This window comes from Pseudomonas sp. FeS53a, from assembly GCF_000931385.1.
GTDB lineage: Bacteria > Pseudomonadota > Gammaproteobacteria > Pseudomonadales > Pseudomonadaceae > Metapseudomonas > Metapseudomonas otitidis.
This window is the reverse complement of record NZ_JYFT01000036.1, coordinates 123,676-141,431: the sequence shown is the minus strand read 5'-3', so window position 1 is coordinate 141,431 and position 17,756 is coordinate 123,676. Positions and strand designations below refer to the sequence as shown.

At 68.1% G+C, this 17,756-nt stretch carries 12 protein-coding genes and 2 riboswitches; of the genes, 4 read left to right on the top strand and 8 right to left on the bottom strand.

Annotated features, from left to right (window positions below):
- Nucleotides 1-3: 3 nt before the first annotated feature.
- The 4 genes from SZ55_RS10935 to SZ55_RS10920 all read right to left on the bottom strand — a co-directional run bounded on the left by SZ55_RS10935 (nt 4) and on the right by SZ55_RS10920 (nt 8,060).
- Entirely contained in the window at nt 4-1,014 is a 1,011-nt protein-coding gene (locus SZ55_RS10935) for a class 1 fructose-bisphosphatase (RefSeq protein WP_044405451.1), read from the bottom strand.
- A gap of 159 nt (nt 1,015-1,173) precedes the next feature.
- Nucleotides 1,174-2,823, bottom strand: coding sequence for a histidine kinase N-terminal 7TM domain-containing diguanylate cyclase (locus SZ55_RS10930; RefSeq protein WP_044405448.1), 1,650 nt, complete (start codon nt 2,821-2,823; stop codon nt 1,174-1,176).
- 183 nt (nt 2,824-3,006) lie between these two features.
- The gene (locus SZ55_RS10925; protein ID WP_044405446.1) at nt 3,007-4,371 is read right to left on the bottom strand and encodes a DUF3999 domain-containing protein; all 1,365 of its coding nucleotides are present in this window, start codon (nt 4,369-4,371) and stop codon (nt 3,007-3,009) included.
- Nucleotides 4,368-8,060, bottom strand: coding sequence for a DUF2339 domain-containing protein (locus tag SZ55_RS10920; RefSeq protein ID WP_044405444.1), 3,693 nt, complete (start codon nt 8,058-8,060; stop codon nt 4,368-4,370). Before SZ55_RS10920 ends, SZ55_RS10925 begins: the two co-directional genes overlap by 4 nt.
- A gap of 238 nt (nt 8,061-8,298) precedes the next feature.
- Here SZ55_RS10920 and SZ55_RS10915 point away from each other — a divergent pair, with 238 nt between their 5' ends.
- Entirely contained in the window at nt 8,299-8,697 is a 399-nt protein-coding gene (locus tag SZ55_RS10915) for a YkgJ family cysteine cluster protein (RefSeq protein WP_044405442.1), read from the top strand.
- A 67-nt stretch (nt 8,698-8,764) separates the two neighbouring features.
- Here the strand turns inward: SZ55_RS10915 and SZ55_RS10910 are convergent, their stop codons facing one another.
- Nucleotides 8,765-9,673, bottom strand: coding sequence for a DUF808 domain-containing protein (locus tag SZ55_RS10910; protein ID WP_044405440.1), 909 nt, complete (start codon nt 9,671-9,673; stop codon nt 8,765-8,767).
- Nucleotides 9,674-9,864: 191 nt separating this feature from the next.
- A complete protein-coding gene (gene cptA, locus SZ55_RS10905; RefSeq protein ID WP_044405439.1) occupies nt 9,865-11,649 on the bottom strand; it encodes a phosphoethanolamine transferase CptA in 1,785 nt (594 codons plus the stop codon).
- 540 nt (nt 11,650-12,189) lie between these two features.
- On the opposite strand from cptA, the gene SZ55_RS10900 reads away from it, so the two are divergent.
- Nucleotides 12,190-13,674: a M4 family metallopeptidase gene (locus SZ55_RS10900; RefSeq protein ID WP_044405438.1), complete on the top strand. Its 1,485-nt coding sequence runs from the start codon at nt 12,190-12,192 to the stop codon at nt 13,672-13,674.
- A gap of 78 nt (nt 13,675-13,752) precedes the next feature.
- Here the strand turns inward: SZ55_RS10900 and SZ55_RS10895 are convergent, their stop codons facing one another.
- Nucleotides 13,753-14,517, bottom strand: a complete 765-nt coding sequence (locus SZ55_RS10895) for a hypothetical protein (RefSeq protein WP_152644470.1) — start codon at nt 14,515-14,517, stop codon at nt 13,753-13,755.
- Nucleotides 14,518-14,806: 289 nt separating this feature from the next.
- Here SZ55_RS10895 and SZ55_RS10890 point away from each other — a divergent pair, with 289 nt between their 5' ends.
- Both SZ55_RS10890 and SZ55_RS10885 read left to right on the top strand, forming a co-directional pair.
- Nucleotides 14,807-16,450, top strand: a complete 1,644-nt coding sequence (locus tag SZ55_RS10890; protein WP_044405434.1) for a methyl-accepting chemotaxis protein — start codon at nt 14,807-14,809, stop codon at nt 16,448-16,450.
- Nucleotides 16,451-16,497: 47 nt separating this feature from the next.
- A riboswitch (glycine riboswitch) is annotated at nt 16,498-16,588 on the top strand.
- Nucleotides 16,589-16,688, top strand: a riboswitch (glycine riboswitch).
- 21 nt (nt 16,689-16,709) lie between these two features.
- Nucleotides 16,710-17,330, top strand: a complete 621-nt coding sequence (locus SZ55_RS10885) for a trimeric intracellular cation channel family protein (protein WP_044405432.1) — start codon at nt 16,710-16,712, stop codon at nt 17,328-17,330.
- Between the two features lie 61 nt (nt 17,331-17,391).
- Here the strand turns inward: SZ55_RS10885 and SZ55_RS10880 are convergent, their stop codons facing one another.
- Nucleotides 17,392-17,742: a hypothetical protein gene (locus SZ55_RS10880; protein WP_044405430.1), complete on the bottom strand. Its 351-nt coding sequence runs from the start codon at nt 17,740-17,742 to the stop codon at nt 17,392-17,394.
- Nucleotides 17,743-17,756 lie beyond the last annotated feature (14 nt).

The following is a 17,756-nucleotide window of genomic DNA, read 5'->3' as shown; positions in this document are numbered from 1 at the left end:
GGGTTACTCCAGGTGGTAGCCGGTGACCCGGGCCACTTCTTCCTTGGAGCCCAGGAACACCGGCACGCGCTGGTGCAGGGACTCGGGCTGGAGGTCGAGGATGCGCTGGCGACCGTTGGTGGCGGCACCGCCGGCCTGCTCGATGATGAAGGACATCGGGTTGGCTTCGTACATCAAGCGCAGCTTGCCGGGCTTCTCCGGCTCACGGGCGTCCCAGGGGTACATGAACACGCCGCCACGGGTCAGGATGCGGTGCACGTCGGCCACCATGGAGGCGATCCAGCGCATGTTGTAGTTCTTGCCCAGCGGGCCTTCCTTGCCGGCCAGCATCTCGCCCACGTAGCGGCTCACCGGGGCTTCCCAGTGACGCTGGTTGGACATGTTGATGGCGAACTCGGCGGTGGTTTCCGGCACGCGGATGGTGTCGTGGGTGAGCACGAAGGAGCCCAGCTCGCGGTCCAGGGTGAAGCCCTTCACGCCGTCGCCCAGGGTCAGCATGAGCATGGTCTGCGGGCCGTAGATGGCGTAGCCGGCGGCGACCTGCTGGGTGCCGGGCTGGAGGAAGGCCTGTTCGTTCAGGCTGTCGTTCTGCGAGAGGTACTTATCCGGGCAGCGCAGCACCGAGAAGATGGTGCCGACCGAGACGTTGACGTCGATGTTGGAGGAGCCGTCCAGCGGGTCGAACACCAGCAGGTACGCGCCCTTGGGGTACTTGCCGGGGATCTGGTAGGCGTTGTCCATTTCCTCGGAGGCCATGCCGGCCAGGTGGCCGCCCCATTCGTTGGCTTCCAACAGGATCTCGTTGGAGAGCACGTCGAGCTTCTTCTGCACTTCGCCCTGGACGTTCTCGGTGCCCATGCTGCCCAGCACGCCACCCAGCGCGCCCTTGGACACCGCGTGGCTGATCTCCTTGCACGCACGCGCCACCACCTCGATGAGGAAGCGCAGATCGGCAGGGGTGTTGTGGCTACGGGTCTGCTCGATCAGATAGCGACTGAGGGTAACGCGGGACATGAATTGGCTCCGGATGGAATGGGGAAAAAACGCGCGCAGTTTAGCGCGACTCGCGGCGCATTGCTTCACGCCAGGCGACACGGCGGACGGCAGGCAGGGCCCTGACGAAGCGGTGCCGAAGGATCAGACGCGACACGGGCGCACAGGTTCAGTGACGGCTCAGGACGAAAGGCTCGCCAGGCTGCAGACGCGGTTGCGGCCGTTGCGCTTGGCCTCGTAGAGGGCGGCGTCGGCGATCTGCAGCAGCTCGTCGAGGCCCTGCCCCTGGCCCGGCCAGACCGCCAGGCCGGCGGACAGGGTCACCCGCAGCTCGCCGTTGCGGGTCACCAGGGCGGTGGTGGCCAGTTCACGGCGGATCGCCTCCAGGCGCTCGGCCGCCTCGTGGGCATCGGCCCCGGGCATCACCAGCAGGAACTCCTCGCCGCCGAAGCGGAACACCGCATCCGAGCTGCGCAGGCTGCACTCCAGGTAGCCGGCGACGCCCTTGAGCACGTCGTCCCCCACCAGGTGGCCGTGGCGGTCGTTGAGCTGCTTGAAGTGGTCCAGGTCGATCAGCGCCAGGGCGATCGGGCTCTGCTCGCGCAGGCCACGGGCCATCTCGCGCTCGAAGAACTCACTGAGGTAGCGGCGGTTGTAGAGGCCGGTGAGCGGGTCGCGCAGGGCCTGCTGGCGCAACTGCTCGTGGAGGCTGGAGATGGTCCGCAAGCGCTCCTCGCTGGTGGCCAGGGCCTCGGCCAGCTGCAGCTCGCTGCAATGCCGCGCGGTGACGTCGCGCAGGTAGATCATCCGCCCCAGCACGTGGTTGCCGGTGCGGGTCAGCCGCTCGATGGCCCGGCAGCGCACCTCGAAGTAGCGCTCCGGCGCCTCCAGGGTGAGCATCGCCTCCAGGTTGCCCGACTCCTGCAACAGCGCCTGCAGCGGCTGGCCGACCACCGGCCACTCCGCCAGCACCCGGCCCTGCCAGCCACCGCGCAGACCGGCCAGGCGCAGGGCTGCCGGGTTGGCCTCGATGACACGGCCCTTGGCATCCACCACCAGCACCGGGTCGGGCAGCTCCTCCAGCAGCAGGTGGCGCGCCACCGGCATCAGGTCGAACAGGCGCACACCGACGATCAGCCAGGCGAACGCCGCCAGGGTGAAGGCGAAGCTGAAGGGCGTCGGATCGAACCCGAACAGGGTCCAGCCGAACATCACGTAGGACGCATTGGCCACCCAGGGCACGCAGGTGACGAAGACGAACGCCAGGTAGTGCCGGCGGTGCAGGCCGTGGCTGGCCAGCACCGCGCGCGCCACCACGTAGAGGCAGAACAGCATCTGCAGGTAGACGTAGACCGCCACGCCGTGGAACAGCACCCCGTGCTCATAGCGCACCGGCGCACCGGGCAGGTCGCTCAGCGGCGCCGTACCCGGCCCGTAGAAGGCCTGGTGCCAGGGATTGCTGGCCGCCAGCGCCCAGGCCAGCAGCGGCGCGATGGACAGCGCCAGGTAACGGCGCGGCGACAGGGGCTCACGGATGCTGTTGACGTACTGCCAGAGAAACACCGCCCAGAGCGTCGGTACCCCGACAATGCCCGGCCAGGCCATGGTGGCCCACAGCACCTTGCACGAGGCGCCCTCGGCAGCCAGCTCCAGGCCGGCGGCACCCAGCCACCAGAGGATGCCCAGGTGCATGAGGATGAAGCTGGCGCGGCCGGGAAAGTAACGCTGCCGGCCGACCCAGCGCGCCAGCAGGATGACCCCGACCGCCACCACCCCGGTGAACAGCACCGGCGGCGTGAGGCTCCAGCCCGGGATCGAACACAGGCTCACCGACGCACGTCCAACGGGCGAGCGGCCCCGGCACGCCGTACAAGGGCATGGGGCAGCGGGGAGGAAGCGCGTTTCACGGCGTCGGAACCTGTCTGGAAGGGAGGCGCGGCCCATGCCGCGCGACCGGGCAAAGATACAGCAAAAAGCCACCATTCATGTGACAGATGGTGGCAATAACGCCGCTTATGCGCCCTTGTTCTGGGTGCGCAGCAGGCTGACCGCCATCATCACCAGCAGCCCCACGCCCAGCAGCAGGACGGCCCACAGGCCGAAGCGCTTCCAGTCGGTCTGCTCGGCCTGGACAGCGGCCTTCTCCTCCGCCACGGCCTGGGTGACGCGCAGGTCGCCCTCGATCCGCGCCTGGCCCATCTTCGCCAGCGAGTCGTTCCGCAGGCCGGGCACCAGGGTGCCCAGCGGCAGCGCCGAGGACGTGGCCGCCGGGCGTCCGACGGCCAGCACGAAGGGGCCGGTGCCCCGCGCGAGGAACACCACCTCGGTGGCGCGCATGCCCACCCGCAGCGCCGGGCCCTGGGTGCCGAAGCCGCCGGCACGCAGGTCCACTTTCAGGCGCACCTGCTGGATGCGGTCCCAGCCGGAGAGGATCAGCTCGTCATGGACGTTCTCCTTGCCCTCCCCCGGCAGGCGGTAGAGCAGGCCCGAAGTGAGCGGCCGCCACTGGCCGGCCGGGTCGTTGCGCGATTGCAGCTGGACCGGTGCCAGGGTGTTGGGCTGCTCCAGGGCGAAACGCAGGCGCTCGGCGGCGATGGGCAGCGGCAGGTCCCAGCGGTACTCGCCCTCCCCTTCGCTGCGCGCCGGCAGCGGATCGGACCAGACCATCGGCGCCGGGCGGCTCTCGCGGCTGGCCGTGGTGACCCGCGCAGCGGACAGCACCGGAGCCTCGGCGTCCAGCCACAACAGGCGCAGGTAGCGGGCGGGCTGGCCCGGCAGCGCCACTTCACGCTGGTCGATGCGATCCCCGCCGAAGCTCAGCCGGGCCAGTTGGCCGGTGCCCCAGGGACGCCAGTCCTGCAGGTCGTCGCTGGCCTCGATGGAGAAGCGCTGGAAGCCCTCTTCGCCCGTCGTCCAGTCCAGCACCAGGCGCTCCAGCGGGCCCTGGGCGGCGCTGGCGTCCAGCAGCCAGCCGCGCAGGCGCTCGCCCGGTGCGGCGGGCTCCTCCGGCACCACTTCCACCAGGGTGCCGGTGGTGCTGCGCTCCACCCGCACGCGGGGCGCGCTGTCCACATTGGCCGGGCCACGCAGGGGGAACCACTTGAGGTCCAGGGCCTGCTCGGTGCGGGCGGTGCTGCCTTCGCTGCGGGTCAGCGAGTAGGCCAGCGGCTCGCCCTCTGCGTTGAACACCCGCAGGTCACGCAGGTCGCCATGGGCTGCCGCCAGTTGTAGGGCCATGGGCAGCTCCAGGCGGTACCAGGGGCCTTGCCCCTCCACCTTGAGCGGCACCTGGGCGGTGTAGTCGGCGAGTTTCTCGGCGGCGAATGCCGGGCTGGCCACTGCCAGGCAGGCGCCCAGCAACAGGGTTAGACGACTCATGTACTGACCTGCTCCGTTTCAGCGGCGCCCCGCTTGGGCGGCAAGGGCGCGAAGTAACCGACGACCAGCAGCAGCACGCCGACGCCGATGAAGGAAATGATGCGTTCCAGGCCGCCCCGGTTGCCCAGCTCGACGAAGAACAGCTTGGCCACCACCACGCCGATCAGCGCCGCGCCCACCAGCCACAGCTCGCGGTGCACGCGGCGGTGGCCGCCGACCATCAGGCCGAGGGCGATGGTGGTCCAGACCAGGGACAGCCCCGCCTGCACCAGCATGGAATCCAGCTGGGCCTGCAGGGTGAAGGGCACGCCGCCCCAGTGGTGGGCGGTGCGGAACACCACGGCCGTGGCCAGGGCGAACAGCGAGGCACCCACCACCACCTGGGGCAGCCAGCGCTCCACGTCTTCGCCCAGGCCGAACTCGGGCAGGTAGTCGCGCAGCCACAGGCTGACCCCCAGCAGGGCGAACAGCAGGCCCAGCTCCAGCGGGTTGACCAGAGGCAGGTAGGGCAGCGGATCGGCGCTGCCGTCGCTCCAGGCGTTGGCCACCCAGAACCAGCCGAGCATCATCAGCGTCAGCGGCAGCGCGGCCCACAGGCGGTACTCGCGCGGGTGCGCGGACACCGGCCAGGGCAGGCGCGGCAGGCGGGTCATCGCCAGCAGGTAGAGGCTCGGCAGCAGCGCCCAGCCCAGCCAGCGCCAGGCGTTGTAGTGCTCGGAGAGCAGCAGGAGCAGGTAGCGCAGCTCCAGCGCCAGCACACCGAGGATCAACCAGCAGCCGAGCACGTGGGCGGCACTGCGCGCGCCCTCCGGCAGCAGGTCATGCAGGCGCTTGAGCACCAGCAGGTGGACCGCGAACACCAGCCCCCAGCCCAGCCAGCCGAAGTCGGCCGCCGGGTGGTAGCGCGGCGTCCAGGCACCGAGCAGGGCCACCAGCGCCGCCGGCACCAGCAGCAGGCAGAGCAGCGCCAGGCCTTCCCAGCGCTCACGACGCGCCAGTTGCGACCAGGCCGCCACGCTCAGGGCCGCCAGCACCAGCGCCAGGGGCACGCGCAGTGCCGGCTCGGCGAAGCGGATGATCTCCGACAGCCCCGCCAGGGCCCACCAGCCGGCACTCCACACCAGCAGCAGCTGGGCCAGGTGGCCGAGGCTGACGCCCGGCAGGCGCGGGTCTTCGCGGCGGTGCTCGCGGTGCAGGCGCCAGGCCCCCACCAGCGCCGCCAGGGCCAGCACGGCCGGCGTCCAGAAGCCGGCATGGGCCAGCGGGCGCAGCCCCTCGCTGCTCAGCTCACCCAGCAGCAGCGGGCTGACCGCCAGGAAGGTGATGCCGGCCACGGCCTGCAGCCCCAGGCCGAAGACGAAGCTGGCACGCAGTTGCAGGTGCAGGCTGAGCCAGATGATCAGCAGGCCGCTGCCGCCCCAGACGGCGGCGGCCGAGCGCCACGGCAGGACGAACAGCACCGCCAGGTTGATGAACACCAGGCCCGCCAACAGCACCACGGACATGCCGCGCAGCAGGCGCGCGTCGTCGCGCACCATCTCGTCCCGCGCGGCCACCAGCATGCCGCCGATCAGCGCCAGGCCGATCAGCGAGGCGGTGATCAGGCTGCGCCAGCCCAGCGTGCTGCCGTCGCCCAGGCTGTAGCGGTTGACGCCCAGCAGGAACACCGCCCCACCCAGCAACTGCACCACGAAAGCGGCGAAGAGGAAGGTGCGCGAGCGCAGGCGCAGGCCGGCGAACAGCGTGGCCAGGCCGGCCAGCGCCCAGGCGATGGCGGTGCCTTCGACGTACCAGCACAGCGGCGCGATCAGGTAGAGGAAGCCCAGGCCACAGGCCGCCAGCACCGGCTGCAGGCCGGGCTCGTGGCTGCGCAGGCGGTCCGCCGGGGTGATGCGCAGCTGCCAGTAGCTGAACAGGCCGGCCATGCCCAGCATCAGGGCGCCCAGGGGCGAGCCTTCCAGTACGCTGTCTTCGCCTAGCTCCAGGCCGCTGATGAAGGCCAGTGCCGCGCCGGCCTGCAGGGCCAGGGCGAAGGCGCGGGCCAGCGGGCGACCCTGGCGCAGGCCGAGCCAGAAGATGCCGGCCCCTTCCACCGCCCAGGCGGCGGAGGTCCAGCGGGCGTCCAGCCCCAGCGGGATGGCCAGGGTGCCGAACACCACGCCCAGGGCCAGGCAGGTTTCCACCAGCAGCAGCGCGCGGCCGGCGGTGCGCCCGGCCACCAGGCGCGCCAGCACCATGTAGAACAGGCCGAGGGCCAGGGCGCTGAAGGCGGCACCGAATTCCAGGTGGCGGATCATCGCGTACTGCAGGCCGAAGCCCACCAGCGGCGGGCCGAACAGCACGGTGGCGTCGAGGTAGTCGCCCTGGCGGACCGACCAGTTCAACAGCGCGTCGCGCTCCGTCGGTGCGTTGGCCGCCTCGCGCAGGCGCCGACGGGCGAACAGCAGGCCGATGGCCACGTACATCAGGAAGAACAGCACCAGGAAGGGCTCGGTGCTGGCGAACAGCTCCGGCGTGTAGGAGCGCATGCCCCAGGCCATGCCGATGCCGAAGGTGCCGACGAAGCCGATCAGGTTGAGCAGGCGCCAGGCCTTGAACCAGGCGATGGCGAAGATGCCGGCATTGAGCAGGGCGAAGTAGGAGAACAGCGCCACATGGTTGCCGCTACCGGTAGAGGTGAGGATCGGCGCGGCGAAACCGCCCAGCGCCGCAGCAGCGGCCAGGCCGAGGGCGTCCTGCAGTACCGCGAGCACGGCCGAGCACAGCGTGACCACCACCAGCAGCACCAGCGCGGCCTTCGGGTCCAGCAGCGGGTGCAGGCGCATGGCCGCGAACACCGTCAGGTACAGCACCGCGATCCCCGCGCCCTGCAACATCAAGGCATAGGACGGGTTGCGGCGGCGCAGCCACCAGCCGAGCCCCAGCAGGGCGATGGCGGCCGCCGCCACGCCGGCGTAGCGCACCTGGATCGGCACCACCATGCCTTCGGTGGCGTAGCGCAGCAGGAAGGCCAGGCCGAGGAACAGCAGCAGCACACCGATGCGCAGCACGGTGTTGCCGCCGAACAGCCAGGCCTTGGCCGCAGCAAACCCACGCTCGAACAGCGAGGGCTCGTGGCGATAACCCGGCTCGCTGCGGGGCGCCGGGGCATTCCGGACGATGGGGCGTGGTGCAGGTTGTTCCGGTTGCTGAGGCGCCGCTTCGGCGGCGGCAACGGGTTCGGGGAGGGGCTCGAGGGTCCAGTCCAGCGGCGCTTCGGGCGCGGCAGGCCCCTCGGCGGCGACCTGCGCGGCCACGGGCGGCGCCACGTCGGCCGGCAGTTCCCAGACCAGCTCGGTCTCTTCAGGCTGCGGCCCGGGCCGGGCGGTGACCTCGGGCTGAGGCACGGCGGCGGGCGTTTCCACCGGCGGGGTGGGCGGCGCGTCGGCCGCCGGGGCGCGGGCCGGCCGCTCGGCGGTGCGTTTTTCCACCTCCAGCAGGCGCTGGAACAGGGCTTCGGTGCCCTTTTCGAAGCGGGTGGAGAATTCGCGGAGTTCCTTCTGCAGGCGGGCATTTTCCTGCCCCAGGCCCTGCAGGCGGATCGCCTGCCCCAGGCCGAGGCCCATCAGCCCCCCCAGCAAGGCGCCGGTGATCGATTCACCAGCCGCCGCCCCCATGGCCAAGCCGACCAGCATGAAAATCCATTGCATGCGCTGTCTTCCCGAGAGTGAGAAAGTCGCCGTGCCGGCATCGAGGCCGGGCCTTGCGGCGATGCGCCAGTATATTCGGCGCAAGGTGCCGCTCCCTACAGACGAATGCCGGTTGCCTCACAGACACAGCAATTTCACGGAAATTCGGGCCGTCATGCGCCGGTCGGCGGCGCGCTGTTCACAAATTGGCCAATCCCGCTATGATGCGCGCCCCTCCAAGCCCTGACCCTGCCCTGACATGAAGACCCTGCTGATCGTCGGCGCCGATCTCGATCGCACCGAAACCTGGATCCGCTACGAGAAAAGCATGTGCCACGCATGCGCTTCCAGCTGCTGCACCATGCCGGTGGAAGCCCGCCTGAGCGACCTGATCCGCATGGAGCTGGTGGACGAATTCGAGCGCGGCGAGCCGCTGAAGAACATCGCCAAGCGGCTGATGAAGGACGGGGTGGTGGAGCGCTTCAACCAGAAGACCGGGCTCTTCACCCTGACGCGGATGAGCAACAACGACTGCTACTTCCTCAACCGCAAGACGCGCCTGTGCACCATCTACGACAAGCGCCCGGAAACCTGCCGCAACCACCCGAAGATCGGCCCCCGCCCCGGCTACTGCGCCTTCAAGCCGATCGAGGCCTGATCGCCCTCGCCCCAGGCGGGGCTCCTGCAGCCCGGGCTTCCGCCCGGGAACGCGCGACGGCTGAAGGTCAGCCCTTGCCCAGCACCTTCTTCACCAGGCTCACGCCCATCAGCACCACGGCGCCGGCGAGGATGCCGACCACGCCATTGATCAGCATCGGGACGGCCACGCCAACGGCACCGGCGGCCTCGGCCAGGTGGTGGATCGGCTCATGGGTGGCGGGAATGCCGTGGGTGAGGATGCCGCCACCGACCAGGAACATCGCGGCCGTACCGATCACCGAGAGCGCCTTCATCATGTACGGCGCGGCCCGCAGGATGCCGCGACCGATGGCCTGGGCCGTCGCGCTGGCCTTGCGCACCAGGTAGAAACCCAGGTCGTCGAGTTTGACGATGCCGGCCACCAGGCCGTAGACACCGGCGGTCATGATCGCGGCGATACCCACCAGTACCGCGACCTGCACGGCGAAGCTGGACTCGCTGACGGTGCCGAGGGTGATGGCGATGATTTCGGCCGAGAGGATGAAGTCGGTGCGGATGGCCCCCTTGATCTTCTCTTTCTCGAAAGTCACCAGGTCGACGTCGCTCTTGGCCAGGGCGTCGACGTGTTCGGCATGGGCCTTCTCGTCGTCTTCGGCGCTGTGCAGCCACTTGTGGGCGAGCTTCTCGAAGCCTTCGAAGCACAGGTAGGCGCCGCCCACCATCAGCAGCGGGGTCACCAGCCAGGGGGCGACGGCGCTGATCAGCAACGCGGCCGGCACCAGGATGGCCTTGTTCACCGCCGAGCCCTTGGCCACGGCCCACACCACCGGCAACTCACGCTCGGCCTGTACGCCGGAAACCTGCTGGGCGTTGAGGGCGAGGTCGTCCCCCAGCACGCCGGCGGTCTTCTTCGCGGCGACCTTGGTCATGAGGGAAACGTCGTCGAGCACGCTGGCGATGTCGTCGATCAGGGTGAGCAGGCTGGCTCCGGCCATGGGGGAATCCTTCGTCGGTTGGGGCGGTGGAACGCTGGGGCGGCATGATGCAACAGCGCCCTGCCCCATTCCATGCACAGGATGGAAAAAACCGACAAAAAAGACGCCCTCACCGCTCATGGAAGAGCGGCGCGATCGGACGAGGGGGTGAAACGAAACGGCCCGCGTCATCCGACGCGGGCCGCTGGGGGTCAGCCCCGAGTGCTGGGCGGGCCGCTCTTGAGCGGCACCTCATCGCCCTCACGGGCCACCTCCACCGGGGCGGGCGCCTTGGGCTTTGGCTTGATCAGACTGAAGTCGATCAGCGACTTGGGCTGGTCCGGGTTGCCGATCAGCCGCGGGCGCTCCTTGAACGCGGCGTTCACCACGCTGCGACTGGGGTCGAAGGTGTCGAAGCGCAGGCCCGCCAGGTCCGCCCAGGTGTAGATCAGCGCACTGCTGCTCAACGGACGCGACTCGACGCCGGCCACTTGCTGCGGGTGGTCACGCTTCCACTTCGGGCTGCTCCAGACCATGAAGGGGATGGTGTACATGGGCGAGGTGGGCGCCGCCTCGTTGCGACCCAGCACCGTGGGGTGCTCGGGGTCGAACACCGCCTCACCGTGGTCGGACAGGTAGAGCAGGAAGCCGTTGGGGTCGGTGGCCTTGAAGCGCTCGATCAGGGTGGAAACCACGTGGTCGTTGAACAGCACGGCGTTGTCGTAGCTGTTGTAGGTGGGCAGCTGGTCGTCGGTGACGTTCGGCGGCACGCCCTGGCGGTCGGTGAAGCGCTCGAACTCTTCCGGATAGCGGTACTGGTAGCTCATGTGGGTACCCAGCAGGTGCACCACGATGAACTTGCGCGGGGCGTCCTCGGCCAGGACCTTGGAGAACGGCTCGAAGACGTCGTCGTCGTACTGACGGGCGTTCTGGTTGCGGTTGTTGTTCAGGTAGAACTGCTCGTCCGCCTGCTTGGAGAAGGTGGTGAGCATGGTGTTGCGCTTGGTCAGGGTCTGCTGGTTGGTGATCCAGTAGGTCTTGTAGCCGGCCTGCTTCATCACGTTGACGATGGAAGGCGTGGACAGGTAGGCGTCGGGGTGCTGCTCGTCGGCGAAGGTCAGTACCTGCTGCAGCGCCTCGATGGTGTAGGGGCGCGGAGTGACGACGTTGTCGAACACCTGCAGCTCGCTGCGCAGGCGGTCGAGGTTGGGCGTGGTGGCGCGGGGGTAGCCGTACAGGCTCATGCGCTGGCGGTTGGTGGACTCGCCGATGACCAGCACCAGGGTGGCCGGCGCGTTGCCGAGGCTGTCCTTCAGGCCCGGCAGGGTGGCGACGGCGCGGTTGCCTTCCAGCAGGTCCTGCATGTTCGACAACTGCTGGCGGTACTGGCGATAGCCCACGGCCAGCTGCCAGGGCACGGCCGGTTCCAGGCGCTTGTCGATGGCGTCCATGGCCTCATCCATGTTGGCGTTCACCATCACCTGCCGGGTCACCGGGTAGCCCAGCAGGGCGATGCCCAGAACCAGGCTGGTCACCCAGGCGGTGCGCCGGGGCAGGTAGATGGGTCGCAAGCCGCGCCACAGCAGCCAGGCCACGCCGGCGTAGGCCAACAGCACCAGCGGGATCCACCAGGCGAGGTACTGGGTCAGGTACTCGCTGGCCTCGGCCGTGTTGGACTCGAACATGATGAAGATGACGCTCTGGGAGAACTCCTGGCCGTACACCAGGAAGTAGAAGAACGCCGGCAGGGAGGCGAGCCACAGGACCACGCCGATGACCCCGGCGATCAGTCGGGTACGGGCGGGGAACAGCAGCACCGGGATCAGCCACAGGCCGCTCAGCAGGAAGGCCTGGCGGAAGCCGGTGAAACCGCTGGTGCCGGTGGCGAGGATCAGGGTCTGGGTCAGACCGGAGAACAGCCAGAAGTACAGGAACAACCGGCCGATACCGGCCCAGTCGACCTTTCCATGCTTCCCTGCAACCTGTGCTTGCGACATACACACTCCCCAGTTCGAGCTTCGGGTACCGACAGGGTCGGCGCTATCCGAAAGGACTGTGCCCAAGGCGCTGTGAAAACTTCGTCAAAGTGAAGTCCTACAGGGGGCACGAATCCGAATAACATCAAACTGCCATATAACTGACATGGTTAACGGACGCCATGGCGAAAATGCCGACTTGACCAACGGCATCGCACAAGAAGTCGAAGCCGGCTATAACGCTCCAGGCGACCTCCCGCCCTTCGCTGCACGTCCTTTCGTCGCCTCCCCTGACTGCACCAATTTGGGTCATCCCAGCGGAACCCTTGTCGCACTAGGATTTAAGCAGGACTTAAGTTCTTTGAATTGACTCGATATCAATAAATTATCTTCGAACATCTTTGATATTCGAAATCACCCGTCTATATCTAAGCGCTCATCGCCCTGGCCCGGGCCACCCACCGGGCCAGCGCGGTGTCTCGCTCCGCTCTCACCCCCACAAGGCCGCCGGAGCAACACGGAGTCACCCTCCGTTTCCCAACAAAAAAGGAGAACCACGCCATGCAAAGGAAACTGTTCCAGCACTCGTTGATCGTGGCTGCCCTGGCCACCCCCGCGATGGGATTCGCGGCGGAACTGATCGACGTATCCACCCTCCCCACCCCGCGCTCCGGCCTGGCCGGTGGCGACATCCGCGCCGCCCTCGGCGTGGCGGACGATGACCTGGTCAAGGAATCGAGCACCCGCCTGCCCAGCGGCACGCAGGTCACCCGCTACCAGCAGTACTACAAGGGCGTCCGCGTCTGGGGCGAGGCCATCACCGAGGCCGCCACCGGCAGCCAGCCCCGGCGCGCCGGGCGACTGGTGGCCGGCATCGAGCAGGACCTGGCGCGCGACGCCACCCCGACCCTCAGCGCCGAGCAGGCCCTGCAGCAGGCCCGCAGCCTGGTGAACACCAGCCAGCCGGTGAGCAACGAGCAGAGCGAACTGGTGGTGCGCCTGAACGAGCAGAAGCAGGCCCAGCTGGCCTATGTGGTCTCGTTCTTCGTCGGCGGGCCGGAGCCGTCGCGGCCCCACGTGATGATCGAGGCCAACACCGGCGAGGTGCTGCGCCGCTGGGAGGGCCTGGCCCACGCCGAAGCCACCGGCCCGGGCGGCAACACCAAGACCGGCCGCTACCTGTACGGCACCCAGTACGGCCCGCTGATCGTCAATGACCGCTGCGAAATGAACAGCGGCGACGTGATCACCGTGAACCTCGGCAACAGCACCAGCAACACCAGCACCAAGCCCTTCCGCTTCGCCTGCCCGTACAACGAGTACAAGCTGACCAACGGCGCCTACTCGCCCCTCAACGACGCCCACTACTTCGGCAACGTGGTGTTCCAGATGTACGGCAACTGGTTCGGCGGCCTGCGCCCGCTGAACGAGAAGAAGCTGTACATGAAGGTCCACTACGGCAACGGCTACGAGAACGCGTTCTGGGACGGCCAGGCGATGACCTTCGGCGACGGCAAGAACCGTTTCTACCCGCTGGTTTCCCTCGACGTGTCGGCCCACGAGGTCAGCCACGGCTTCACCGAGCTGAACTCCGGCCTGGTCTACGAGGGGCAGTCGGGCGGCATGAACGAGGCCTTCTCGGACATGGCCGGCGAGGCCGCCGAGTACTACATGAAGGGCCAGAACGACTGGAAGGTGGGCGCCGAGATCTTCAAGGGCACCGGCTCACTGCGCTACATGGACCAGCCGAGCCGTGACGGCAGCTCCATCGACAACGCCAGCGACTACTACGACGGCATCGACGTGCACCACGCCAGCGGGGTGTACAACCGGGCCTTCTACCTGCTGGCCCAGTCCACCGGCTGGAACACCCGCAAGGCCTTCGAAGTGTTCGTCGACGCCAACCGCTTCTACTGGACCGAGACCAGCACCTACGACCAGGGGGCCTGCGGCGTGATTCGCTCGGCACAGAACCGCAGCCGGTCGACGGCGGACGTGATCGCCGCGTTCAAGGCCGTGGGCGTGAGTTGCAAGACAGCGTTGTAATCCCGGCCTGAAGCATGACCCCGGCAGGTCAACCTGCCGGGGTCATGCGTCTTCTCAGGCTGAACAAGCACCACCCGCCTAGGCAGATGGCTGCGCACTGCCCGCCCCGGCGAGGGCGAGCCGCTTGCGATCCCGGCGCTTCTTGTTCAGCAGGCTGAGGCGCCGCAGCAGATGACGCACCCGCCAGCTCAGCGGCTTGTCGATGGCCGCCAGCAGTTGCGGCACCTCTTCGACGAAGTCGATGTCGTCGGTCTCATCGTGGATGTCCACGAAGCAATCCCGCTCGATGGCCTTCATGTCCTCCAGGGGCAACCCAGCCATCAGCCGGTAGAAGGTCCAGAAGCTCTGATTGCCGGTACGCCGGTGGAAGTCCACGGTCGCCTCCAGGGCCTTGCGCGCCCGGGGCCGGTCCGCCGCGGCGATGCGCAGGGCGAACAGTTCGCCGTAGTTCTTGAAGGTGTAGGCACTGCGGCCGTCGCGCCCGAAGAAGCGGGTACCCGCGCCGGCGAAGATCGCCTCGAAGGCCGCCTCGGAGTAATACACATCGCTGTAGAGCACCAGCAGGTCACCGCGCTGCCACAGCGGGCGGATCGACAGCAGGCTGTGGGCTTTGGTGTCGCGCCGCACCGGGCACCAGGCCCGTACCGGCAGGCGGGCGAGGGTCTCGTCCGCGGTCAGCAGCCAGGGGCGCTGCACGCCACGGGCCTCCAACATCCTCAGGGTGCGACCCAGGAGGGTCTCGCCACGCACCTCGATCAACTGCTTGGGCGCGGACTCCCGGGTCCAGCGCTCACGTTTTACGCCGCTCTCCGCGGCGAGAATCACTACCGTCAGGCCAGTCACTGGCTTGCTTCTCCGTGGCAAGGCACCGATCACTGGCCCCTCACCCTTATTGCTCAACCCATTGCGCACATGCCGCCACCCCAGTGATGGCGAGTGGCCATTTTACCGGCACCGACCGTTTGGCGAAGGGCCTGCGTCACACAAAAGTACGGCCAGGGAGCGAGGAAAATCTTCGAAATCCCAGGCACGACCTGGCCACTTGCCACTCAAGTTCTGTCAGAGTATTCCGAAACAAAATGTAGGCCGTCGCAACGACGGCCGGACTCCCCTCTCGGATGGAACTGACCTCATGCCGTCGCTGCGTTCTGTCAGCCTGCAGACCAAGATTCTGCTGGCCATCACCCTGGTCAACCTGATCAGCATCGCCACCTTCATCAGCTACGCGCAGTACGTGAAGTCGCTGGACATCCGCGAGCAGATGGACAACCGCCTGCGCGCCGCCGCCCATGCCGTGCCGCGCCTGCTGGGCAACGACTACCTGGAACGCACGCGCACCGCCGACGGCCTGCGCGAGGGCGAGTACCTGCAGCAGGTGCGCAACCTGGGCGAGTACGCCGGCGAGGTGGGCCTGAAGTTCGCCTACACCCTGATGGTCGACGGCAGCGGCCGGGTCTTCTACCTCTCCGACGGTGCCAGCGGTGACGAGATCGCCAGCGACAGCTACGCCAAGCACCTGGAGGAGTACAAGGACGCCAGCCCGGCGGTGATCCAGGCGGCCCGCAGCGGCCAGGCGCAGTTCGACGAATACACCGACAGCTACGGGACCTTCCGCTCCATCTTCCTGCCGATGCGCACTGCCAGCGGCCAGCCCTATGTCGTCGGCGTGGACGTGACCCTGACAAGCCTCGACCAGGCCATCACCGACAGCCTGCACAGCCTGCTGCTGATCGGCAGCGTGACCCTGGGCATCGGCCTGCTGCTGTCCTGGCTGGTGACCCGCATGCTGGTGCACGCCATTCGCGGCCTGACCGGCCAGCTCAACCAGATCGCCCAGAACCGCGACCTTTCCCGCCCGCTGGCCGTCACCAGCGAGGACGAGCTGGGGCAGATGGGCACGCGCCTCTCCGGCCTGCTGCAGGACCTGCGCCAGACCCTCGCCGGCGCCCTCGGCATGGCCGACAGCAACCAGCAGCTGGCGGAAACCTTCCTCCGCCGCGCCGACGACATCACCCAGCAGATCCAGCAGGCCGCCCACCAGCTGGCGGACGTGGATCACCACGGCCAGTCCATCCAGCAGGCCGCCGGGCAATCCTCCAACCTGGCCGGGGCGGTGCGCAGCAACCTCGAGCGCACCAGCAGCGAGCTGAGCCGGGCCCATCAGGAGCTGCAGCAGCTGATCGCCGACGTGCACGGCAGCACCTCGTCCAACATCGAACTGGCCACCGACCTCGACGGCCTCAGCCGCGAGGCGGAGCAGATCGGCCAGGTGCTGCAGATGATTGCCGGCATCTCCGAACAGACCAACCTGCTGGCCCTCAACGCCGCCATCGAAGCCGCCCGCGCCGGGGACGCCGGCCGGGGTTTCGCCGTGGTGGCCGACGAGGTGCGCAAGCTGGCGGGCCAGACCAAGAGCGTGTTGAGCGACGCCCACCGGGTGATCGACCAGGTGACTGGCGCCATCCGCCAGATCGCCCAGCGCATGGGCAGCACCGCCGAGCGTTCCCGTGCCCTGGCCGGCAATGCCGACGAGGCGCTGGACGCCCTGGACACCCTGGTGCGCCAGATGGGCGAGGTGAACGCCAACGTCGAGCAGGCCCTGGCCAGCAGCGAGCACATCCAGCACGCGGTGGCCGACATGTCCGGCCGCCTGGGGGACATGCGCAGCGCCTTCGAGCACACCCGCCAGGACGTGGACGCCATCAACCATTCCGCCGCCGAACTGGGCGACACGGCCCGCGCCCTGAAGAGCGGGCTGGGCGTGTTCCGCACCTGACACCGGGAAGCTGACCGCTCGCACAACATTGGTGCAACGCATATACTCCGCGCCCCGCAGGAGAGAGGGGCGCCATGCGCTCCCGCCGAAGGCGCAAACTCCCATAATCGCTCAGGCAGCAGTCACTGCGGATTTCCATGATCGCCAACTGGAGAGCGGCCGCCGGCGAGCGGCCCACCGAAGGGGCAAACGGCACGCGCCGTAGAAACTCTCAGGTACACAGGACAGGGGGAGGGGCAGCACAACGCAGGAGTTCTGTGTGCTTACCTCTGTCTACCTGATCGCCATCTGTGCAGAAGCCATGTCCGGCGCCCTCGCTGCCGGTCGCCGCAACATGGACCTGTTCGGCGTCAGCCTCATCGCCTTCCTCACCGCCCTGGGCGGCGGCACCGTCCGCGACATCCTCCTCGGCCACTACCCGGTGAGCTGGACCCAGCACCCCGAGTACATCTTCCTCACCATCGGCGCCGGCCTCACGGCGATGCTGCTGTCACGCTTCATGCACCACCTGCGGCAGCTGTTCCTAGTGCTGGATGCCATGGGCCTGATCGCCTTCACGGTGATCGGCTGCAATGTCGCCCTGGGCCTGAACTACGCGCTGCCGGTGGTGGCGATGGCCGGGATCATCACCGGCATCTTCGGCGGCATCCTCCGCGACATCCTCTGCAACCGCACCCCGCAGGTGCTGCGCCAGGAGCTCTACGCCAGTGTCTCCCTGCTGGTCGCCCTGCTCTACCTGGGCCTGCGCCAGCAGGGCGTGAACGAGGACATCAACCTGCTCGCCTCCTTCAGCGTCGGCTTGCTGTTGAGACTGTCGGCGATCCGCTTCGGCTGGTCGCTGCCGATGTTTTCCTATGCGCCGGGGCGGTGGGAGCACTAGCCCTTTTCGAACCGCACGGGCAGAAGAGGCTCCACGCGCCCCCCACTGCCCGCTCTAGCCATCAGCACTCGATGCCGACCATCCATTGGGTCTTGTCAGCGTTGCTGCGGTCCAGATCAGCACGACGGACGAGCGAGTCGGTGCATCCCCGAGGCTTGATGTATTCCTCCGCTACGCGCGCCGCCTCATCGATCGTCATTGCGCGGCGGTCATCGCGCTCCACGGTGATGTAGAAGGGCTTCTGGAACATCACGATGTAGGCGTCCAGCGTGTAGCGCTGACCCGCGATCTCGAGGTTGGCATGGTACTCGTCGAAGCGAGTGAGATGGCGGGTGTCGAGGGTGCGCGGTGATGCACAGCCGAGGGTCAGCAAGGCCAGGCCTGCCAGGCAAGCCAGCGAAGTCACTTTCATGGGTCTCTCCTGAT